Raw genomic sequence first — 22596 nt, forward strand, 5'->3', positions numbered from 1 at the left:
TTTATTCCTCCGTATTACTTTCGTTAATAAAATCATTTATGACTTTATAAGCTATTGTTATACCGCAAACACTTGGTGCAAATATCATGCTTGAAGGTGTTTTATATTTTTTGTTGACTTCATTTTTTGAATAACATACGGTAAGTTTCTTAATATTTCTTTTTCTTAATTCTTTTCTTATTATTTTAGCCATTGGACAATACTCAGTTTTAAAAATATCTGTAATTACAATATTTTCAGGAGAAAGTCTGTTTCCCATTCCCATTGATGAAATAATATTAATATTATTTTTATAACAAAAATCTATTAAGTCAATTTTACTTGTCATTGAATCTATTGCATCAATAACATAATCAAATTTATTATTTACAATTTCAGGAATATTTTCTTTGTTTAAAAAAGTCTTCAATTTAGTTATGTTTGCATGAGGGTTTATATCTATCATACGCTGTTTTAATACATCTACCTTATAATTACCTATTGTAGATTCTAAAGCTATAATTTGCCTGTTTAAATTCGTTATATCTACTTTGTCATTGTCAACTATTGTTATGTTGTATATTCCACTTCTTATTAATGATTCTGCGCAGTAACCTCCAACGCCTCCGCATCCAATTAAAAGAATATTTTTGTCTTTTAAATTTTCAACATTTTCTTTTCCAATAAGAAGCTCGTTTTTTAAAAATCGCATTTTGTTCTCCTTATAAAAATAACCACGGGAATACCGTGGCTATTTTTTATTGATTATCTTTTTTCCAGAATTTAATTTCCACATCGCCGATTTTCATTTCTACTTTTTCATATGGATTTGGAACTTCTTTTCCGTTTTCATCTATTACAGAATCTTTATATGTTGGAAGAATTTCTTCTCTTGGATATCTAGAATCTCTTTTAATTGTTCTTCCTGTTGAAGAGTCATTTATGATGGTCATATTAGGTTCTCTTTCCAATTGTTCTGATGTTGGAGCATATCTTCTGTATTGTCTTTTTGGTCTAGTTTGTTTTTCTTGTTTATTATCGTAAGGATTATCCATAGGTATTCTTGAAGAATAATCATTAGTAGGAATTTTTGAAGACTTTCTTTCTTCATCTTTTTCTAGTTTTGTTGTTATTGGTGTATATTGCTCTTTCTTTGTTTTTTCTTCTTCGTTATCAAATCCTGGAGTATAAGTCATATTAGGAATATTAGTCTTTTTTACTGGTGTTTTTGTTTCATCTTTTGGAGGTATCTTAGGTTGAACCTTTCCTCCCTTTACTTTAGCTAATTCTCCTGAACTCATAACGTAAATTCCGTTATCATCTATTTGAGGAGAAGATACTGCTTCTTCTCTTCTTGTAGTTGTTCCTTTTTTAAATTTATAATAAGGATTTTCAACTATTCTTCCATCTGTTATGATGAATGGACTGTCAACATCTACATCAGGCATAGGATTTACAGGATCTGATATTTTTTCTTGTTTTTGTTTTCCGACTTTATTTAAGAAATCTTTAGCATCTTGAATATTATTTCTTGAAGCTACGATAGGCTCTTGTGTAGATACTTCCTCATTTTCCTCATTTAACATATCTTTTTGTTGTTCATCTTCTTCATATTCAACAGTTTGAGAAAGATCTTCATTTGTTACTTCTTCTATTTCATTATCATTTTCATCTTCATCTTTAAAGAAATCATAATCAATTTCTTCATTATTTTCTTCTTCGTTTTCATCTTCTGCGATATCTAAAGATTCTTCGTTTTGTTTGATGTCATCTTTAGCTGTTGTATCATCTTCTGAAAGACTTCTAAGTTCATTTAATAATTCTTGAATTTCTTCATCTTCTTCATCATCACCTAAAGCTTCCGTTAATAAGTCTTCAAGATCAGAATCTTTATTGTCGTTTGTATTTTCATTTGCTGCTAATGTTGCACCTGTTGCAAATGCTGCAGCTTCAAGAGGTATATCAAAATCATCTTCATCATCAGCTTCAATTTCTTCGGCTATTTCTTCAATTTCTTCAGGTTCTTCTTCTTGATCATCAAGTTCATCTTCTGATAATGCATCATCTATAAGAGAATCTAAAGAATCATCTTCAGCAAATAATTCTTCTTCACCGGCATTGAACTCATCTTCAAGTTCCTTTAATAAGTCTTCATCTTCTAATTTTGCACCTTCTTCTTCTATTTCTGATAAATCTTCTTCATCATTTTCTTCTTCATCATCTCTTAAATCTTCTAAATCGAAGTCTGCAAAATAATCAGTTTCTTCTTCCGGTTCTTCATTTGATAATTCTTCTAATTCTTCATCTAAACTTACGTTTTCTGTAGTATCTTCAAAGTTATTATCATTAGATTTATTATCAAATATATCATCATTATCCATAGATGTATAATCTATTTCATTATCTGCTGATTCATCATCATATTTTTCTTCTTTTGCTTCATCAAGTAATGGAGCATCTTTTTTGTCTTCACTGCTTAATTCTTGCATGTATTGTTCATATTCATCTTCATCCATATATTCTGTTGTCATAATACTTTGAATGAAACCAAATGACGAAATTGCCATGATAATTGTTCCAGGTGTTAATACTTCCGCAAAAATTGAAGGTAATGGTAATGGAATAATTGCACCTAAATATTTCCATAGGAAAATTGTTGAATCTGTTGCAACGGACATTGTTGCGGCAAAGTTTGTGGTATATGTTGCTGCTGCATCTCCTAAAGCAATGTTCAAGGCTGATTCACTTACAGGCATTAATCCTCCGTTTAAAACGATAATTACAAAATTCATTAAGGCCCCAATTAAAAGTGCATAAACCCATATTCCCTCTAAATTTAAGAATAGTCCGATAAATAAAAGTATGTATGCTACTATTGTTATCCAGAAAGCATAATCATTTAAAGTTGTAACTCCAGCTAATGCTAAAACTTTTTGTGACATAAATAATATTATTGATACTAAAAAAATGTACCAACCTCTAAGACCTCCCACAAAAAAGTTTTTTATACTACCTTTTCTTATCAGTCCCACTATTATGGAGATAATCGCGATTTCAAGTAAAAACATAATTAATTCCTTTCTTAACTGTAAAAGCTAAAGTTTTTTCTTAAAAAAATATTTATAAAACGTTTATATTTCATACAATATTACAGTAGTGCCTAAGGGTAAAACCGTAGACACTACATTTTAACATTTTTTTTAATGAAAATTCAATAGTTTTTAACAATTTAGTCTAAAATTCAGGCTCTATTAAGCCATATTGACCGTCTTTTCTTTTATATATTACATTAACGGAATCTGTTGTTGCATTTAGGAATACAAAAAATACATGATCAAGTAATTCCATTTGCAATGCAGCTTCTTCAGGAAGCATAGGTTTTATTGCAAATTTTTTGCTTCTAACGATCTTTGAATTATCTTGTTCAATTTCATCCTCTTCTTCTTCATATCTGATTGAGTCCGTTAATTTCTTTTTAAGTTTATCTTTGTTTTTCTTTATTTGAGCTTCAAGTTTTTCAATGGCTTTATCAATTCCGTTTCTAACATCTCTGTCTGATACTTCAACTCTTAAAAATGTTGAATCAACTGTAAGTGTGATTTCAGTTGTAACAAGGCCTCTTACTTCGCTAATCATAATGCTTGCTTTAGGATCTTTAGGGAAATATTTGCTTAATCTGTCAAGCTTCTTTTCCGCTTCTTTTTCAATTAAAGCATAATCACCATTATAATTTTTAAATTTAATGTCAGTTCTCATGATCTTTACCTCGTTTCTTTAATTAATGCTTTCAGTGGTTGCAAGAGTTAAAAAATAAACTTCCTTTGCACCTGCTGATAATAATATTTCACTTAACAAATTTATGGTGCTTCCTGTTGTAAAAACGTCATCAACTATTAGAATTTTCTTGTTTTTTATTTCATTTTCTTTTTTATTTTAAAAGCACCCCATAAATTTGTTTTGCGCTTGGTTTTACTTAGATTTTTTTGTTCTTTTCTAGATAATGTTTTTATAATTAGATCGTCCCTTAACTCTTTATCTGTATTGTCTTTAAAGCCTTTGGCAATAAGATAAGCTTGATTAAAACCACGTTTTTTTAATTTTGATTTGTGAATTGGCACAGGTAGTATTAAATCTACTTCTTTTAAAAAATCTAAGTGATTGGTTTTTTCATATAAAATATTACCAAGACTAATGCACAAACCTTTATGTTTTTCGTTCTTAATTTTACTTATTATTTTTTTTGAATATTTTCCGTAATTCCATAAACTATATCCTTTTTTAAAAGAATAATTTTCGTTTTTGCAATTACTACAAAGTCCTTTTCCATATATTTTTTTAGAGCATTTTTCGCATCTGTTATTATCTTTAATCCACTCTAGTTTATCATTACAGTCTATGCAATATATATTGTCTTCTTTTAATAGTATTTTACCGCAAACACAACATTTTGTATTGTTTGGATAAAAAAACGTTTTTATTGTTTCTTTTATTAGTATATTAACATTATAACACGTTTTCATAAATTTTCTACTTTTTAATTGTTTTAATTGATATTTTTTTTGGAACAAATGGTTAGAAAATAAACGTTTTTTGCTTTGTTTTCTTTTAGTACTTTACTTATCTCGTTTATTGTAGATGAAGTTGTTAAAACATCATCAATTATTAATATGTTTTTATCTTTTATTTCATCTTTGTTTGTTACTTCAAAAGCTCCTTTTAAATTTTCTTTTCTTTGTTTTTCGTTTAAACCAATTTGATCTTTTGTTGCTTTTGACTTAACTACAAGATTTGATTTCATTGGAATATTTGAACTTTCTGAAAAGCCTTTTGCAATAAGTTTTGCTTGATTATATCCTCTTTGTTTAAAGCGTTCTTTATCTGATGGAGTTGGAATAATAAAGTCTATTTCATATAAAAAATCCACTTCATCTGTTTCTTCATATAATAGATTTCCAAGTTCCAAACAAAGTCCCTCACATCCTCCGTATTTAATTTTTTTTATTATTCTTTTTGAATATTTATCATAATTCCATATTGAAAAGCCTTGTGTGAAATAATTGTTTTCTTCTTTACAGCTTTTACATAAATTAGAATATGAAATAGGTGAGAGTTCTCTCGAACAAATTTCACATCTTTTTCCTTTTATCCATTCTATTTTATTATTACATTTTTCACAGAATATTTTATTTTTGTTTATAAATATTCTATTGCATACGCTGCATTTTGGTGTTTTAGGATAAAAAAATCTATTATAAGATTCTTTTAAAATATTTAAAATATCCATTTAAAATTCCTTTTATAAATATTGGTTGAGTCTTTCTTTTAACATTGTTTTTCTTTTATTTTTATAAGCATTTTTAATCATGCTTTTAAGTGCATTTACTTCTCCGATTAATATCACCATTTCTTTTGCTCTTGTAATTGCCGTATAAAGTAAATTTCTGTTTAAAAATCCGCTGTATCCTCCAAAAATAGGAATTATTACTGCCTTAAATTCGCTTCCTTGACTTTTATGTACCGTTATTGCATAAGATAGTGTTAGTTCATCTATTTGATCTTTTTGATATGTTACTCTCTTTTCTTCATCAAATACTATTTCAAGAGTTTGTTTCTCTTTATCTATTTTTTTGATTATTCCCATATCTCCGTTAAAGACACCTTCACCTTTTTTAAGAGTATTAATATCTGTCCATTTCATTTGATAATTGTTTTTTATCTGCATTACTCTATCATTTTCTCTAAAAAGAGTAAGTCCAAAATTTAATTCGTTTTTTTCTTTATGTTCCGGATTTAATAATTGTTGAACGGATTTATTAAGTTCGTTAACTCCTGCGAGTCCTTTTTTTAAAGGGGATATGATTTGAAAATCCTTTAATAAATCATAATTTTTCAAAGGTGTGTTTTTATAATTGTATATTATATTTAATATATTTCTTTTTATTTTTTCTTGAGATATTGTATTAATAAAATAAAAATCTTTGGCTTCTTTTTTTAATACTGGAAGCTGACCTTTGTTTATTCTATGTGCATTGGTTACAATAAGACTTTCTTTATCTTGCCTATAAATTGTGTTTAATTTTATTACAGGGAATATATCGCAGTTTATCAAATCTGCAAGTACGTTTCCGGCGCCTACTGATGGAAGCTGGTCTATATCTCCAACAAAAAGCAGAGATGTCTTAGGTTTTACTGCTTTTAAGAAAGCATCAAAAACCGTTATGTCAACCATACTCATTTCGTCGATTATTATATAATTACTGTCTATTTGATTATCTTCGTTTTTACCAAAAGATAAAAAATGTTCTTCCTGTGGTGTGTATTCATATTCAAGAAGTCTATGTATTGTTTTTGCTTCACTTTTGGTGGATTCACTCATTCTTTTTGCTGCTCTTCCTGTTGGTGCAGTTAAAGTATATTTTTTTCCTATGCTTCCAAGTATATAAATAATAGCATTAATTATTGTTGTTTTTCCTGTTCCAGGTCCACCTGTAATGATTGAAATTTTTGAAGTTATAGAAGTTTTTACAGCTTCAATTTGGTTTTTATCAAGTTTAATTTTATTGTTTTTTTCATATCCTTCGATTAATCTATCAAAATCAATTTCTTGTTTATTTATATCTTCAAAGCTGTTTATATACATAAGGTTTTTTGCACATTCGCATTCGCTTTCATAAAGCTGCTTTATAAAACATCTTTCTTCGTTATCTACTGTTTCCATTATTACACTGTCATCGAGAAATAATGTTTTTAAATGGTGATCTACTATATCTTTATCCACTCCGAGCATTCTGGCTGTTTTTTCTTCTAAATCATCTTTTAAAATATATGTATTCCCATCTTGATAACAATTGTTTAAAACATATTTTATTCCGCTTATAACTCTGTAAGGGCTTTCAAGTTCTATCCCCACACTCATTGCTATTTGATCTGCTCTTTTAAAACCTATTCCGTAAACATCGTCAATAAGTGCATACGGATTTGTTTGTATTATAGCTAAAGTATCTGATTTGTACTCACTATAAAGCTTTCTTGCATAGTTTGGTTTTATATTGTATTTTGCAAGCTTCATTATTACATCACGCATATTTGATTGATTTTTATACTCTATTCCTACAATTAATGCTGTTTTCTTTCCGATTCCTTTTACTTCGCATAATCGAATAGGGTCATTTTCCAATATATCCATGGTTTCTTCACCAAAATGTTCTACGATATCTTTTGCTTTTTTAGGTCCGATTCCATTTAACATTCCACTTGCAAGATAATTATATATTGAGTCTGTATCAGTTGGTATTATGATTTCTATACTTTCGACTTTAAATTGTTCTCCGTATTTAATGTGGTTTGTATATTCTCCACTTGCTTCAATGTCAAGTCCTGTCTTTATATTTTCAAAATAACCTACGATGGTTACAAGTATACCATCACAATCAACATCTGCTATTGTATATAAATTATCGGGATTATGATAAATTATCCTGTCTATTTTTCCTCTTATTTTATCGCTCATTTCTTACCTCGTTATAAAAAATTATATCATATTAAAACAAAAAAGAAATAATGACTATTGAAAAAATTAATATTATGGTATTATTTAAATATACATTGATAGAGGGAAAGATATGAAAAAAATAATTATTTTGTTATTTGTTTTGGTGTTTGGAATTATTCTTTTTTATTCCTTTAATGTTGATTCGCCAAATACAAATATAATTGATTATAAAGAAGTTCTTTATAGTATAGAAGATATTAATGTGATGGATATCAAAACAAGTGATAATATAAAAACAATATCTGGTAAAAAGGATATAATAGAATTCATAGATAAACTTGATATTGATGACTGGAAAGTTTACGAAAATGATGCAATGTATAAGGGGAAAGAAAACGAGAAAAATAACTTTTCTTATAACTATGTCTTAACCAACAAAAAATACAAAATAAATATTTTGGTTTCTGATAGTTATAATATTGTCAAATTTAAATCAGTAGATTGTGTAATGTGTTTTGAAGTTCCAAATGATGTAATAGAATATTTGCATGATATAAATTAAAAAGATGACATTTTATGTCATCTTTTATATTATATAAAATTTATATCCCATTCTAACTTTATCTTCTTTTATGTTTTTAAATAAAATATAAGTTTCTTTTTTTCCTTTTGTTACTGGATTTATGAAGAATTTTAATATATTAATCTTCTTATATATTTCTTTTGTTGATAGGGTTGAATATTCTTTTAAGTATTTATTTTTAAATTCTTCTTTTTTAATAATTTCAAATATCTTTTCTTTATTTACTGTTTCAATATCTTCTATAAAATCTTTATTTGGTTTTCTGATTTTCATATAAGATAAATAGTCGAAGCTTACTAAATTTTTAGCAAAATCATCATCAAAAGGTTTTAAGAAATAATATAAATGTTCATATAAGTCTTCTTTTGAAAGACTTCTTTTATATAGTTCATTTTTTGAAAAGTATATTGATAATTTTTCAAAAAAATCATATGGTGTTTTAGCGATTTTATCTACAAAATATTCAAGAGTATTATAAAAGTTATTTGAATTATAGTATTTATCAACTAAAAACTCTATATCTTTCAATTTTGAAAGATCACTATAATCCATCCATTTATTTGATAATATTTCGTAAGGTGTAAAGTTATTATATTTTAAATCATATTTATCTTTTGATTTTTCCATCATTGTTCCGTGAAGAACTTTTAAAAATCCCAGTTGTAACATATGAGGTTTTAAATTATACGCATAATTAAAACTTTTTTTGAATGATTCAATATCTTCATAAGGAAGTCCTGAAATCAAGTCAAGGTGAATATGGACATTGTCATTTTTTAAAAGTTTTGTTACGTTTTGACCTATTTTTTCTGTGTTTGTTGTTCTGTTGATTTCTTTTATGGTATTTTCATTTATGGATTGTAGTCCTACCTCTAACTGAAACATATCGTTTGGTGCACTTTGAAAAAGTTCTATTATTTCATCATCAAGTAAATTTGCACATACTTCAAAATGGAATTTAGTGTGTTTACTGTTATCTAAAATAAATTTAATTATTTCCTTAGCTCTTTTATTGTCAGCATTAAAAGTTCTGTCGATAAATTTAACTAAAGGTATATTGTTATTTATAAAAAACATTATTTCTTCTTTTACTTTTTCTACATCACGAAATCTTAGCCTTTTATCGAGCTCAGAAAGACAATAACTGCAGTTGTAAGGACATCCTCTTTGACTTTCATAATAAATTATTTTATTGTCAAATTCTTTCATATCCACATTTTTATATGGGAATATTACATCATTAAAATTTATATGTTGCTTTATATATGTATAATCTTTTGAATTTTTATCAAATACGTTTTGAATGTTTACTTCTTCGTTTTTTTGTAATTTGCTTAACAGTTTTAAAGTTATTTCTTCTCCTTCTCCGGCAACAATATAGTCTATGAAATCATATTTGTCAAAATAATCTTTTGCATTAAAACTTACTTCACTGCCACCGAATATGATTATTGCATCTGTAATTTTTTTTAGAGAAGATGCAATGTGTAAAATATATTCTATATTCCATATATAGCAGGAGAAAATATAAATATCGCTTTTTTGAGAGAATAAGTCATCCAAAACATTTTCTTTTGGCATGTTTATGTTGTACTGTTTTATCTCTGCATCCATACCTTTTGGTATAGAGTTATTGAATAAGTAATATATTGCAAGATTTGTATGCGTATATGCGCTGTTAATTCCAACCAAAGTTGTTTTCATATTTTTTCTCCTTTTTATGTAGATATATATAGTATATTATTTTGTTTTATTATTTCAAATATAAATATAAAAAAAGAACCGATAAGGTTCTTTTTTAATTCTTTTTAAACGTTGAATCTAAAGAATATTACATCGCCGTCTTCAACAACATAATCTTTTCCTTCGATTCTTGTGTAAGCAAGTTCTTTTGCTTTAACATCGCTTCCTGCTTCCATAAGTTTATCATATTTTGTTACTTCAGCTCTAATGAATCCTCTTTCAAAATCTGAGTGAATTTTTCCTGCTGCGCCCGGTGCTTTTGTACCTTTTTTAATTTGCCATCCTTTTACTTCTTGTTTCCCTGCTGTTAAGAATGTTATTAAATCAAGAAGTTTATATCCTTCTTTTATGATTTGGTCAAGTCCTGATTCTTTAATTCCAAGTTCTTCAAGAAACATGTTTTTTTCATCATCTTCAAGCTCGCTAAGTTCTGCTTCGATTTTTGCACAAACTTTTATTACTTCGATATTTGGATTTACTTCTTTTACATATTCTTTTAATGCTTTTACATAATCATTATCTTCAAGTAAATCATCTTCACTTACGTTTGCCGCATACATAATAGGTTTTGTTGTAAGTAAATCTTGGCTTTTTAAATATTCGCTTTCATTTTCGTCAAAATCATCTAAATTAATAAATTTCCCTTCTTCTAAAAGCTTCTTTGCTTTATCAAGAGTTGCAAGCATAAATTTTTCTTCTTTTCTTCCGCTTTTTGCTGCTTTTTGTACTGTTGCAATTCTTTTATCAATTAGCTCAAGGTCAGAAAATATTAGTTCGTAGTTGATTGTTTCTGCATCTCTTACCGGATCAATGCTTCCGTCTACATGAGTAATGTTGCCGTCATCAAAACATCTTACTACTTGAAGTATTGCATGTACGTTTCTGATATTTGATAAAAATTGGTTTCCAAGTCCTTCGCCTTTTCCGGCATTTTTTACAAGTCCAGCAATATCCACGAATTCAACTGTTGCATATACAGTTTTTAATGTGTCATAAAGTTTACTTAAATTATCTATTCTTTCATCAGGAACATTAACAACTCCTACATTTGGTTCTATTGTGCAAAAAGGATAGTTTTCTGCTCCTGCATTTGCTTTTGTAAGTGCATTGAATAATGTACTTTTACCTACATTTGGTAGTCCTACTAATCCTATTTTCATTTTTTTCTCCTTAATAATAATCTTTATAAAGTATATAATATAATTTTTGTTTAGTAAAGGGGAAGTTGTTTATCTTTTTGTTTATTTAGGAATAATAAATAGCTTTTGTATTGTATTTTATAGTGGGGTTTTATATTGTTTACAAAAAAGAAGGACTTTTTAGTCCTTCTAATTATATATGTTGGTTAAATTTTTATAAATGAGTTCCTTATATTCGTCATAAGCACCACTTAATCTTAAAGGATATAATCTTTCAAGAACCTCTTCGTGATACCATTTATGTTTATTTTTGTCAGGCTCGTTGAAATAACTCCATACCTTATCTTTATATGTTTCAAAATCTTTATCTATTTCACGAAGTTTTGAAAGTTCGTTTGATAAAACAAGTATTTTTATTTCTATATTTGCATTGTCGAGTTTATATAAAATATTTTTCTTTCCTTCACTCCAGTCTTTTTCGTTGTTGAAATTTTCTTCCATGTTCGTCATGAAAAGTATTTTTTCAGCTATATTCATTCCAAAATATTTTTTTATTTCTATTATATTTGAATCGGAATTTTTAACTACCCCATGAAGAAGAGCGGATATTAATACATTTTCATTACTTGTTAAAGATGAAGCAATAAGCATTGTTTCTAAAGCATGAGAAAGATAAGGCTTATCTAATATTTTTCTTTTCTTTCCCGTAAAATAGAAAATTGCATAATCAAGTGCTTTTTTTATGTTTTGTGAATAAATTAAATTTATGTCTTTCATGAAGAAGTCTTCTAATACTTCTGCTTCTGATTTAGAAATTTCAATATAATAATCGTCGTTTTCTTTTAATTCATATTCTTTAATTTCTAATCCGATTTCTTTTTTCCATGTAGTATCGTGTATGTTTATTGAAGATGTTCCAAGAATTGAATCTGCATAAATTTTATTTTCTTTTGTATAAAAGTAGAAGTTTACAAATAAGTCAAAAAATTTATTATTGCATTTAATAAATAAATCTTTTGTGTTTATATTTTCATTTAATTCTTTAAGTTCTTCTAGAATTTTAGAATAAAACCATATTTGTTCAAATTTTTCTGTTTCATATTCTTTATATATATTTTCACCATAAACTTCATAATCTCTTTCAAATTGGCTTAATTGCTCAAGAAGTTGTTTTAAAATTAGTTCTTTATTAGAAAACTCACATTCTTTTATTTTATTAAGTCGTTGTCTATAACTTGCTTCTAAGTTATTTAAGTATTTTATGGCTTGTTGCTTTGAAAGAGGATTTGTTTTCTTTTTTGTAAAATGTTCAATAAGAAGTTCTTTATCAAAAAATTCCAATTCGTCTGTATATAAGTTCATTTTTCTCCTCCTATGTTAAATTGTATCGGCGATTTTTAGTATCTTTTTAAACCAATTATTAATTGTTGAGCGGCTTATCGGAGGGTCAAACATATTAGATAGTTCATTTAAAGATGCTTGAGGGTTGTTAAGTCTCATTTTTGCCAATGATATAAGTGGTTCATCAAGATAGTCCATGCCGTATTTTTCTTTAATTTTGTTTATTGCATTAATTTGTTTAAGTGCTGTATTTATTGTTTTATCCATATTTGCCGTTTCGCAGTTTAATCTTCTGTTTACGTTGTTTCTCATTTCTTTTATTACTTTTGTGCTTTCTATTTCCAAAACGGCGTTATGTGCTCCTATATTTCCAAGTAGTTCTGTAATGGTGTTGGAATCTTTTGTATATACCACATATGCTTCTTTTCTCTTTATAAATTTTAGATTAATATTTATAGTTTTTAGTAACTCTATAAAGTTTTTTGCATACTGAAATTTATTAAATACAAATTCGATTTGATATCCTTTTTTCTTTGGATCGCTGACATAACCGCATGATAGAAAAACTGCACGAAGATAATGTCTTATTTCGCTTAAAGTTGGAAGTATATCTTTTTTTATTGTATTATTTACTTCGAATCCTGAGCTGAAATCAATAATATTAAAATAGTCTAGGATATTCATTGAGTCTTCGCTGTTTATTACAATTAAGTTGTATAAATAATGTCCTTTTCTAAGATTACTTTTTTTTGCTGCTATTTCAAGGTTTATGGAAAAAACGTCTTTAATTAGAGTAAAAATCCTTCTTGTGACAGAAGGGTTTTCGGTTTCAAATATCAAATTGAATTGTCCTCTTCCTTTTAGGGAAAGGAAACTTATACAGTGTAAATATCCATATATTTCACATTCTTTTTCGTAAAGGTTATTTAAATTGATATGGCTTAAATTATTTTTTATATCGCTGCAAAAGCTCATTTTTTCTCCTTAGTTTATTTCTACAAATGAATTTTCGTTATCAATTACTACATTTACATTTTCTGATGTTGATGTAGGGATGTTTTTACCTACAAAATCGGCTCTTATTGGTATTTGTCTGTGACCTCTATCAACCAAAATAGCAAGCTGTATTTTTTTTGGTCTTCCAAAATGAAATACATATTCAAGGGCTGCTCTGATTGTACGCCCGGTATACAAAACATCATCTACCAAAATAACTAATTTATCATTTATATCCGTACATATATCTTCAATTTTATTATCTTCTTTTTTTTCATCATCTCTAAATGGGGTTATATCCGCAAATGTAACCGGAACAATAGTGTCTTCCATACTGCTTAAGTGATTGGCAATCATCTTTGCAAGAGATACTCCTCCTTGTTTTACACCTACTATTACAGTATCTTCAACGCCATGATTTCTTTCAATTATTTCATAAGATATTCTTTTTATGCTTCTGTTTATATCGTTATTGGTCATTAAAATTTTCATGTTTTTCTCCAATAAAATATTTTGTTTTAAGTCTACATTATGTTATAATTGTAGCATATTTATAAAAAATTGTCCAAATATAGAGGTAATTTAATGAAGAGAATAAAATCATTTTTTATATATTTAGTAGCATTTTTGTTTTTTATATTGCTAACAGCATCATTTTTTAGTGATAGTTATTTGAAAGATTCTTTTTCCGTAGATTTGAATACAAAAACAATATATTATGCGTTTGCCGGAAATTTAGATGATTATCTTACAGGAAACATAACTGACGATAGTGATTTAATTACTTCTCAAAAAGATTATTCAACTACATATAAAGAAGGGGATAGTGGAGAAGAAGTTTTAAGTTATAAATTAATTTTATATTACTTGGATTTTCTTTCTGATTCTCCAACTAATACTTTTGATGGAACAACGAAAAATGCCGTTATAGAATATCAAAACAGCAGAGGTTTAAAAGAAACCGGAACTTTGGATAAAAATACCATGAAATCTCTTGATAGCGAAGTTGTTGAATACAAATCAGGAAAATCTAGTTCTGATATAGAAAAATATAATTATATTTTATATTATTTAGGATATTTGGAAAAACAACCTAATGCTAACTTTACGGCTGAAACAAAAGTTGCTTGTGAAGAATATCAAAAGGCAAAAGGGCTTTCTCAAACAGGAACAATGGATGCTCAAACGAGAAAGAGTTTGGATAGTGAGTCTTTAACTTATAAACAAGGACATAAAGGAGATATAATTAAATCTTATCAAGAAATTTTAATAAGACTTGGCTATTTGGATGGAACTGCAAGTGGTACTTATGATAAAAATACAACTGCTGCGGTAAAACAATATCAAACAGATAAAGGTCTTACAGTAAGTGGTAATATAGATGAAAAGACTGCTAAGTCTTTAGATACTGAAAATTAAAAAAAACAGACAGTTTAAACTGTCTGTTTTTTAATTTAAAAATCTACGTCATCAGGATTTGCGCATTGTCCTCCGCAACAAGGTATATTATCTATTGTTTTCATATCATCTTCACTTATTGCAAAATCAAAAACTTGACTATTTTCAAGTATTCTGCTTGGTGTAACTGATTTTGGAAGAGGAAGAATATCATGTTGAAGAACCCATCTTATACAAATTTGAGCTGTTGATTTATTGTATTTTTTCGCAAGTTCTACAAGTGTTTCGTTTTCTAAAACTTCTTTTCTTCCAAGTGGTGACCAAGCTTCTACTACTATATCATTTTCTAAGCAGTATTTTGCTGTTTCAATTTGAGCAAAACCAGGATGGAATTCTATTTGGTTTACCATTGGTTTGATTTTTGCAGTTTTCATAAGTTCATCTATATGATGAGGTAGGAATTTGCTAAGTCCTATAGCTTTAACTCTTCCTGTTTCATATATTTCTTCAAATGCTTTCCATGTATTAGCATTTATTTCTTCAGCATTATCAAATTGTTTTTTTTATTGCAAGCCAGTGGATTAAAAATAAATCAAGATATTCAAGCCCTAAATTATCCATTGTTTTTTCAAAAGCAGCTTTTGCACTTTCATATCCTCTGTCGCTGTTCCATAATTTGCTTGTTACAAAGATATCTTCTCTTTTAACTCCGCTTTCTCTTATGGCTTTTCCAACACCTTTTTCATTTTGATAAAAATAAGCCGTATCAATATGTCTGTATCCGATTTTTAAGGCTTCTTTTATTCCATCTTCCACGCTTTTCCCGTCAGGAGTTTGGAATGTTCCTTATACTATACACGGAATGTTTATTCCATTGTTTAATTTGAATGTGTCGGTTAATTTGTTCATTTTAACACCTCTTTCTTTATATTATTAAAAATTTTTATTTGCCTATAATAACTTTCACACCTTTTTCTTCAATATTTTTTACGTGTTTTTCATCTATATTGTCATCTGTTATTAATATGTCTATTTTTTCAATGCCGGGCACACAAAATTCGTTGCTCATACATATTTTTGAAGAATCCAATAATAGTATTTTTTCTCCATTCATTTCAAGAAGTTTTCTTAAAATATAGTTATCATAATCAACTCTTCCAATTAAATTATAATTTGCATTAAGTCCCATACATGAAAATACTATTTTATTTGGGTCAATTCTGTTTAGATTTTCTAAAAGAGGGAATCCTCTTATTATAAGGTAAGGCCTTACGGCTTCTCCTTCAAGGCAATATAAATGTGCTACATTTTCATTTTCCGTTGTTAAAATTTGTATGGACGGAGTAAATATTGTTGTGTTTTTTCTTGTTAAATGTTTATATGCCATATAACAAGAAGACCCTACATCAAAAAAGATAGAATCATTGTCATCTATTACTTCGTTAATCATTTTGGCTATTTTTATTTTTTTATTTGTATTTATGTTTGCATAAGAAACAATTGATGTTGGAGTATCTAATTCATTTCTTGTGATTGTTACTCCTCCGGATACTCTTTTTAATTTTCCTTCTTTATCTAAAATTTCCAAATCTCTTTTTATTGTTGAAATTGAAACTTGGAACATATCAGTAAGTTCATTTACCGATGCATAGCCTGCGTTTTTAACAAAAGAATATATTGAATTTAATCGTTCGATATTTTTTTTTGCCAACATTTTTACCTCTTCCTGTTCATTAATTTATTACAATATAACATATTTTTGAGCTAAAAGATACCATTTTTTTAATTTATAGATAAGAAAACGATATTCATTTAAAAATTATGAGCTAATTAGTTAATAAATATTGACAAAATGAACCTTTTAATATAAAATGCATTATATGGTTCACATATATTGTCTAAATAGTTCAAAAAAAATAAAGAAGTCCTTCATGTTTAGACAATATATAATTTTAATTTGGAATAATTAAAGGAGATAAAAAAATGCAAATTATACAAAATATTTTTACCTATATAATTGATATGGGTGCTTCTGTAATGATGCCTATTATATTTACGATAATAGGACTTATTATGGGTATTAAGTTTGGTGAAGCTATAAGAGCCGGTATGACATTCGGTGTTGGCTTTATTGGTTTAAATGCTGTTATAGGACTTTTATCAAGTACAATTTCTCCTGTTGCTACAGCATTGGTTGAAAATTTGAATTTTAAACTAACTGCTGTGGATGTTGGATGGGCGACAGATTCTGCTATTGCTTGGTCAACTTCTGTTGTTCCTTTTGTATTTTTGGCTATTATTATTACAAATATTGTAATGATAATGCTTGGATGGACAAAGACAATGGATATTGATATTTGGAATTACTGGCATGTATTGTTCTCAGCATCAGCTATATTATTAGTATGTGATTATTCATCTATGGCATGGGTAATTGCTATTGTTCAAGCAATGGTAATAATGGGAATTATGTTTATTATTGCTGACTGGACACAAGCAGATTGTGCTGAAGTATTTGGGCTTAAAGGTATTTCATTGCCTCACTGTCAATCAATGTGTAACTACTTATATACATACCCAATAGATTTGTTACTTGGAAAAATTCCTGGTATAAAAGATATACATTGGACAAGTGAAGGAATTGCTGAAAAACTAGGATTACTTGGTGAACCAATGATGATGGGATTTATTATTGGTGGATTTTTATCAGCTCTTGCACAATTTACAGCTTCTGAAGTTAATGTAGGTACAGCTGTTCAACAAATTTTAATTGTTGGTATGAATGTTGCTGCAGTACTTGTTTTAATTCCTAGAATGGTTTCACTTTTAATGGAAGGTTTAATGCCTATTTCTGAAGGTACCCAGGCGTTCCTTGAAAAAAGATTCCCTGGTAAAGAATTATATATTGGTCTTGACGCAGCAGTTGCTACAGGACACCCTTTTGTAATTTCAATAGGTTTATTGGCTATTCCAATAATACTTATTCTAGCTATTATCTTACCTTACAATACGGTCCTTCCTCTTGCTGACCTAGCGGTACTTCCTTTCTTTGCTGTACCTTGTGTAGTATCAAGTAAAGGGAACTTATTTAGAGGATTAGTAGAAATGACTGTTTTATGTATTATAGTTTTAACTATATCTACATTTGGAGCAGATGTTTTAACAGGTTTAGCAAGTGCAGCAAACATAACAGTACCTGATGGCGCTGCTAAAATCACAAACCTTGCTATCGGTGGACAATGGATAACTTGGGTACCATTTGTATTAGCTAAATTTATCTGTTTATAATTAAGAAAGAAAGGAAATATAACTATGCCATTATTATCTTCAATTGATAAATATAAAGACTACATGGGAGAAAGTCCAAGACCTGACGATTTTGATCAGTTTTGGAGGGATTCTTTAAAAGACTTGGAAGAAAACACAAAGTCTGGATACATTTTGAAAGAAAGAGATTTTTTGGAAAAGGGAATAGAGCAGTTTGATTTGTTTTTTGAAGGAACATTTGGTGCTAAAATTCATTGTCTTTATATAAGACCTAAAGAAATAAAAAATAAAATACCGGGGATTGTATTTTTTCATGGATATGGTTCAAGTTCAAAAGGACCTTTTGAATATTTACCTTATGTGTATAATGATATTGCTATTTTGGCAATGGATGTAAGAGGGCAGGGAGGCTACTCCACGGATCCTTGGTATGGAAACGGGCCTAGTTATTACGGACAGTACATACGTGGACTTGAAGATGACGATTTAACTAAACTTTTCGCGAGAAATATATATCTTGACGGTGTTAAAGCTGTGGAAACTTTAATGAGTATGGAAGAAGTAGATGAAACAAGGATAGGTATTAATGGTAAATCTCAAGGCGGTGCTTTAACAATCGCTTCTTCTGCTTTAGTAAAAGGTGTAAAAGTAATTACTCCTACATATCCTTTCATGAGCGATATAAAACATACAATAAAAGAAGATTTGCTTGATATTTCTCAATGTAATGAATTTAATGAGTTCTTTAGAAGACATGATCCAAAACACGAAAAAGAAGATGAAGTGTTTAGAAAACTAAGCTATGTTGATATACAAAACTTTGCAGATAAAATAACAGCAAAAGTTCACTGGACACTGGCTTTTAAAGATGAAAATTGTCATCCAAGCACTCAATTTGCCACTTACAACAAGATTAAATCAGAAAAAGAAATGGTTATTTATCCTGATTATGGACATGAGCCTCAGCTTTTATTTCAGGATAATGACTTATTCCAATTCTATTTGAAAAATCTATAATATAGCCTTTAAAATTAAAATTATTAATTAGTAAATATAAAGACAACTTTATTATATAAAGTTGTCTTTTTTATTTGGTTGACATAAATTTTTTATTCGGTTATTCTGTTTTAAAGGTACCTTTTAATAAAATATTAGGAGGTAAATATGTACCATTCAAGGTTTAGTTCATCACATTATAATGCCGGATTAAAATATGGTTTGAAGCTTAAAAATAACAGAAAATATATAGATGAAAAGTTAAAACTTTTAAATGCTGAAATGATAGATTTTGGCTTAAAATCCGCTATTATTTGTAAAAAAGAATACCCTGAATTTTTAGATGAGTTAAAGGGAATAAGTGATGGGTTAGAGGTAGATTTTAGTTGTTTTTCTTCCTTTATATTTTGTATGTATAATTTTATGTTTAATAATTATTGCAGTTGTTTTACTTTTAAAGATTGTGAAAATATTATTTTTGGAAGAAATAGTGATTATCTTGTTGAATTTAAAAATGTATGTGATAGTTGTTACTATCATTTGGATAATTCTTATTCTTTTGTGGGTAACACAACTGCAATGTCTGAAATTGAAGATGGCGTTAATGAGTTCGGTTTTGCTGCAGGTTTAACTTTTGTTTATCCTTCTTTAATAAAACCCGGTTTGAACGGTGGGGTAATAGTTAGAAATTTACTTGAAAAGTGTATGGATGTTAATGAAGGAATAGAAAAATTAAAAAATCTAACTATTTCATCTTCGCAAAATATTTTAATGGCTGATAGATATGGATATATGGCTTTGGTTGAATGTAATTGTGAAGATATAAACATAATAAGACAAAAAAATAATTTTTTATGTTGTTCAAATGATTTTAATTCTATTAAGATGAAAAAATATAGTTGTAGCATTGAAGATGAAATATATTCAAGGGAAAGATATAAAACGATGTATAATTTTCTTTTAAAACAAAAGAAATGTTCATTTGAATATGCAAGTTCTCTTTTAAAAGGAAAATATGGTTTTATGTGTGACTATGATAAACATTCAAAAATGGATACTTTATGGTCAAGTGTATATGTTTTAAACAAAAATGAAGCATATATTTATGATGGAAATCCCAAAAGGAAAACATATAAAGTAGATAAAAGATTAGAATATAAAGAGCTTTAAAGCTCTTTATATTCTATATTGGTTTCTTAAATAGTATTCGTATTTTTCTATATGAGCTTCTATATGTGATAAAATAAAGTCATTCTCTTTAGAAAAAAGTTTAAGATGATTAACAGATTCTTTTAAATTGTTTATTTTTTTATAAATCTTTAAAACGGAATTAAAATCTTTTTTATCTAAAGAAATAATATCCATTTCCACTTTAGACATTTTTCTTATAATGTCATTTTTTGAACTTTGTAAATCAACCTTGTAAATATGATTTTGATTTTCTTCTTTCTTCGTAATCATTTCCCTGCCCCCTTTGTTCATATGAACATATTGTTTTCTTTATTATATACAAAAACTTAATATTTTTTTTGTCGAATAATTGATATATTTTTGACAAATGATTATCTTTCATGGAATAAAATTAATAAAAGTCTTGTTTTTGTTTTTATTTTTCCTTTATAATAAAATGATTCAATAAAATATATGCTAAAAAAAATTTAACATGAGAGGTTATTTATGAATATTCAATGGTATCCGGGGCATATGGCAAAAGCTACAAGACTAATAAAGGAAGATTTAAAGAATGTAGATATTGTTGTAAAATTACTGGATTCAAGAGCTGTTATAAGAAGCGAAAATAATGATTTTAATAAAATATTAAATCAGAAAAAATTTATAAGAGTATATAACAAATGTGACTTGGCTGACGAAAAGGAAACTATAAAGTGGCAAAATTATTTTAAAGAAAAGGGTGAGGATGTTTTCTTTATAGATTCTATGAGTAAAAAAGGAATAAATGAAGTATTATCTTACTTAAATAATATTAAATCAACATTTAGAGCAAATAGAGAAGTAAGAGCTATGGTAGTAGGTATTCCAAATGTAGGTAAGTCGATGTTTATTAATTCAATAACAAAAAAATCCAACGCAAAGACAGGGAATAGACCTGGGGTGACACTTTCAAAACAATGGATAAAGGTAAAAGGAGAAGTTTATCTATTGGATACACCGGGAGTTCTTCCTCCAAAATTTGAAAATTTAGAAGATGGTGTGTGTCTTGCTTCTATTGGTTCTGTAAAAGATACAATTTTGGATAGAGAAGAATTATGTCTTAAACTTATTGAATTTTTAATTGAAAGATATCCTGATAAATTAAAAGAAAGATACAAGCTTGAAAATGTTGAAAAAATGCCTATAGAAGTTTATGAAGATATAGGAAGAAAAAGAGGATTTTTATTAAAAGGTGGAGAAATCGATTATTTAAGAACTGCCGTTACGGTTTTAGATGAATTTAAAAATGGTCTTATTGGCAAAATTTCTTTTGACAGGGTTTGTGATTTATAGGAGTAAAAAATGATAGATGTAAAAAATACAAAAGTCAGTGAATTAAGAAAAATCATAAATGAGATAAAGTTTGAAGAATATGAAGAATATATTGAAGTATTTAAGTCTGATGGAAGAAGAGAGCTTGAGAAGTTTGCTTTAAGGCTTCAAAAAAAATTAGATCAATATAATAAAGAGTTACAAAGACTTGAAAATATTAAAGAGTACGAAAATAGTCTTTATGATAAAGGTTATAAGCTTATTGCTGGAATAGACGAAGTTGGCAGAGGTCCCTTAGCTGGTCCTGTTGTAACTGCTGCTGTTATTCTTCCAAAAGACAGTAAAATAATGTATATGAATGACTCAAAGGCTTTAAGCTCACAAAAAAGAGAAGATATAGCTTTAAAGATAAAAGAAGAAGCTATAAGTTATGCTTATGGAATAGTTGATAATAATGAAATAGATAGAATTAATATTTTAAATGCAACTAAAAAAGCTATGCTTGAAGCTGTAAATAAATTAAATGTAAAACCTGATATGATTTTAATAGATGCCGTTCATTTAGATACAGATATAAAGCAGAAGTCTTTTATAAAAGGGGATGCGAATATTTATTCGATATCAGCTGCAAGTATTATTGCAAAAGTTCATAGGGATCATATGATGGATGAATATGCAAAGGAATATCCGGAATATGGGTTTGAAAAGAATAAAGGGTATGGAACTTTTGACCATGTTGAAGCCATAAGAAATATTGGACTTTGTCCTATTCATAGAAAAACTTTTACTGAAAATATAATAGATAGCAGAGTAAAACAAGGTAGAAATTATGAAAATGTTGTTATGAATTATTTGGTTAAACATGGATACAGTATTTTAAATAAAAATTATAAATGTAAATACGGTGAAATTGATATAATAGTTAAAAAGGATGATTTAATTGCTTTTGTAGAAGTAAAAGGACGTCATAAAAATATTATTGCACCTAAAAGCTATGTAGGAGAAGAAAAAAGAAAAAGGATAATAGACAGTGCAAAACAATATTTAAAAGAAAAAAATTTGAATGAAAAATTTAAAATTCGTTTTGATGTTGTGGAAATAACGGATAAATCAATGGGAACTTTTGATGTTAATGTTATAGAAGATGCATTTAGAGAAAATAAATAGTATATTATTGT

Annotated in this window: 23 protein-coding genes; 7 read left to right on the forward strand and 16 right to left on the reverse strand. The window is 27.7% G+C overall.

Annotated elements, in window-relative coordinates; all coding sequences use genetic code 11:
• Window position 1: 1 nt before the first annotated feature.
• From ACTQYZ_RS07640 to recD2, 7 genes are all read right to left on the reverse strand, one after another.
• Window positions 2-691 (reverse strand): tRNA threonylcarbamoyladenosine dehydratase, encoded by a 690-nt coding sequence (locus ACTQYZ_RS07640; RefSeq protein ID WP_441022438.1) that lies wholly within the window; start codon window positions 689-691, stop codon window positions 2-4.
• Window positions 692-737: 46 nt separating this feature from the next.
• Complete coding sequence (locus ACTQYZ_RS07645) at window positions 738-3047, reverse strand: DUF5317 domain-containing protein (RefSeq protein ID WP_441416333.1); 2310 nt, start codon at window positions 3045-3047, stop codon at window positions 738-740.
• Between the two features lie 166 nt (window positions 3048-3213).
• The gene (locus ACTQYZ_RS07650; RefSeq protein ID WP_441022434.1) at window positions 3214-3735 is read right to left on the reverse strand and encodes a ribosome hibernation promotion factor; all 522 of its coding nucleotides are present in this window, start codon (window positions 3733-3735) and stop codon (window positions 3214-3216) included.
• An 18-nt stretch (window positions 3736-3753) separates the two neighbouring features.
• Window positions 3754-3894, reverse strand: a complete 141-nt coding sequence (locus tag ACTQYZ_RS07655; RefSeq protein WP_441022684.1) for a ComF family protein — start codon at window positions 3892-3894, stop codon at window positions 3754-3756.
• Window positions 3891-4499 (reverse strand): ComF family protein, encoded by a 609-nt coding sequence (locus tag ACTQYZ_RS07660; RefSeq protein WP_441416334.1) that lies wholly within the window; start codon window positions 4497-4499, stop codon window positions 3891-3893. Before ACTQYZ_RS07660 ends, ACTQYZ_RS07655 begins: the two co-directional genes overlap by 4 nt.
• Window positions 4500-4522: 23 nt before the next feature.
• Window positions 4523-5263, reverse strand: a complete 741-nt coding sequence (locus tag ACTQYZ_RS07665; protein WP_441022430.1) for a ComF family protein — start codon at window positions 5261-5263, stop codon at window positions 4523-4525.
• Window positions 5264-5275: 12 nt separating this feature from the next.
• On the reverse strand, window positions 5276-7489 hold the full coding sequence (gene recD2 / locus ACTQYZ_RS07670; protein WP_441416335.1) for an SF1B family DNA helicase RecD2: 2214 nt from the start codon (window positions 7487-7489) through the stop codon (window positions 5276-5278).
• Between the two features lie 112 nt (window positions 7490-7601).
• On the opposite strand from recD2, the gene ACTQYZ_RS07675 reads away from it, so the two are divergent.
• Window positions 7602-8033 carry a hypothetical protein gene (locus ACTQYZ_RS07675; protein ID WP_441022426.1) on the forward strand — a complete coding sequence of 144 codons (432 nt, stop codon included), beginning with the start codon at window positions 7602-7604 and terminating at the stop codon, window positions 8031-8033.
• Between the two features lie 24 nt (window positions 8034-8057).
• Here ACTQYZ_RS07675 and ACTQYZ_RS07680 read toward each other — a convergent pair whose 3' ends face one another.
• The 5 genes from ACTQYZ_RS07680 to pyrR form a co-directional block, all read right to left on the reverse strand.
• Complete coding sequence (locus ACTQYZ_RS07680) at window positions 8058-9758, reverse strand: B12-binding domain-containing radical SAM protein (RefSeq protein ID WP_441416336.1); 1701 nt, start codon at window positions 9756-9758, stop codon at window positions 8058-8060.
• Between the two features lie 104 nt (window positions 9759-9862).
• Window positions 9863-10957, reverse strand: a complete 1095-nt coding sequence (gene ychF / locus ACTQYZ_RS07685) for a redox-regulated ATPase YchF (protein WP_329384389.1) — start codon at window positions 10955-10957, stop codon at window positions 9863-9865.
• Between the two features lie 168 nt (window positions 10958-11125).
• Window positions 11126-12298 carry an HD domain-containing protein gene (locus tag ACTQYZ_RS07690; RefSeq protein WP_441022422.1) on the reverse strand — a complete coding sequence of 391 codons (1173 nt, stop codon included), beginning with the start codon at window positions 12296-12298 and terminating at the stop codon, window positions 11126-11128.
• Between the two features lie 15 nt (window positions 12299-12313).
• A complete protein-coding gene (gene whiA / locus ACTQYZ_RS07695; protein WP_329384382.1) occupies window positions 12314-13252 on the reverse strand; it encodes a DNA-binding protein WhiA in 939 nt (312 codons plus the stop codon).
• Between the two features lie 9 nt (window positions 13253-13261).
• A complete protein-coding gene (gene pyrR, locus ACTQYZ_RS07700) occupies window positions 13262-13765 on the reverse strand; it encodes a bifunctional pyr operon transcriptional regulator/uracil phosphoribosyltransferase PyrR (protein WP_441416337.1) in 504 nt (167 codons plus the stop codon).
• Window positions 13766-13858: 93 nt separating this feature from the next.
• Between pyrR and ACTQYZ_RS07705 the strand changes: the two genes are divergently transcribed.
• Entirely contained in the window at window positions 13859-14692 is an 834-nt protein-coding gene (locus ACTQYZ_RS07705) for a peptidoglycan-binding domain-containing protein (protein WP_441022418.1), read from the forward strand.
• 35 nt (window positions 14693-14727) lie between these two features.
• Here the strand turns inward: ACTQYZ_RS07705 and ACTQYZ_RS07710 are convergent, their stop codons facing one another.
• The 3 genes from ACTQYZ_RS07710 to ACTQYZ_RS07720 form a co-directional block, all read right to left on the reverse strand.
• A complete protein-coding gene (locus tag ACTQYZ_RS07710; protein ID WP_441416370.1) occupies window positions 14728-15207 on the reverse strand; it encodes an aldo/keto reductase in 480 nt (159 codons plus the stop codon).
• A gap of 13 nt (window positions 15208-15220) precedes the next feature.
• On the reverse strand, window positions 15221-15487 hold the full coding sequence (locus tag ACTQYZ_RS07715; RefSeq protein ID WP_441416338.1) for an aldo/keto reductase: 267 nt from the start codon (window positions 15485-15487) through the stop codon (window positions 15221-15223).
• Window positions 15488-15614: 127 nt separating this feature from the next.
• Window positions 15615-16385, reverse strand: coding sequence for a DeoR/GlpR family DNA-binding transcription regulator (locus tag ACTQYZ_RS07720; protein ID WP_441416339.1), 771 nt, complete (start codon window positions 16383-16385; stop codon window positions 15615-15617).
• 269 nt (window positions 16386-16654) lie between these two features.
• On the opposite strand from ACTQYZ_RS07720, the gene ACTQYZ_RS07725 reads away from it, so the two are divergent.
• From ACTQYZ_RS07725 to ACTQYZ_RS07735, 3 genes are all read left to right on the forward strand, one after another.
• Window positions 16655-17959, forward strand: coding sequence for a PTS galactitol transporter subunit IIC (locus tag ACTQYZ_RS07725; protein WP_441416340.1), 1305 nt, complete (start codon window positions 16655-16657; stop codon window positions 17957-17959).
• A 24-nt stretch (window positions 17960-17983) separates the two neighbouring features.
• A complete protein-coding gene (locus tag ACTQYZ_RS07730; protein WP_441416341.1) occupies window positions 17984-18955 on the forward strand; it encodes an acetylxylan esterase in 972 nt (323 codons plus the stop codon).
• A 147-nt stretch (window positions 18956-19102) separates the two neighbouring features.
• Window positions 19103-20104 (forward strand): C45 family autoproteolytic acyltransferase/hydolase, encoded by a 1002-nt coding sequence (locus ACTQYZ_RS07735; protein ID WP_441022408.1) that lies wholly within the window; start codon window positions 19103-19105, stop codon window positions 20102-20104.
• A 6-nt stretch (window positions 20105-20110) separates the two neighbouring features.
• Here the strand turns inward: ACTQYZ_RS07735 and ACTQYZ_RS07740 are convergent, their stop codons facing one another.
• Window positions 20111-20395 carry a hypothetical protein gene (locus tag ACTQYZ_RS07740; protein ID WP_441022404.1) on the reverse strand — a complete coding sequence of 95 codons (285 nt, stop codon included), beginning with the start codon at window positions 20393-20395 and terminating at the stop codon, window positions 20111-20113.
• 216 nt (window positions 20396-20611) lie between these two features.
• On the opposite strand from ACTQYZ_RS07740, the gene ylqF reads away from it, so the two are divergent.
• Together ylqF and ACTQYZ_RS07750 are read left to right on the forward strand one after the other, a co-directional pair.
• Window positions 20612-21439 (forward strand): ribosome biogenesis GTPase YlqF, encoded by an 828-nt coding sequence (gene ylqF / locus ACTQYZ_RS07745; RefSeq protein WP_441022402.1) that lies wholly within the window; start codon window positions 20612-20614, stop codon window positions 21437-21439.
• 9 nt (window positions 21440-21448) lie between these two features.
• Window positions 21449-22585, forward strand: a complete 1137-nt coding sequence (locus tag ACTQYZ_RS07750) for a ribonuclease HII (RefSeq protein ID WP_441022400.1) — start codon at window positions 21449-21451, stop codon at window positions 22583-22585.
• The last annotated feature ends 11 nt before the right edge of the window (window positions 22586-22596 follow it).

It is taken from the genome of Anaerofustis sp. LCP19S3_F7, from assembly GCF_052119445.1.
Taxonomy (GTDB): Bacteria; Bacillota; Clostridia; order Eubacteriales; family Anaerofustaceae; genus Anaerofustis; species Anaerofustis butyriciformans.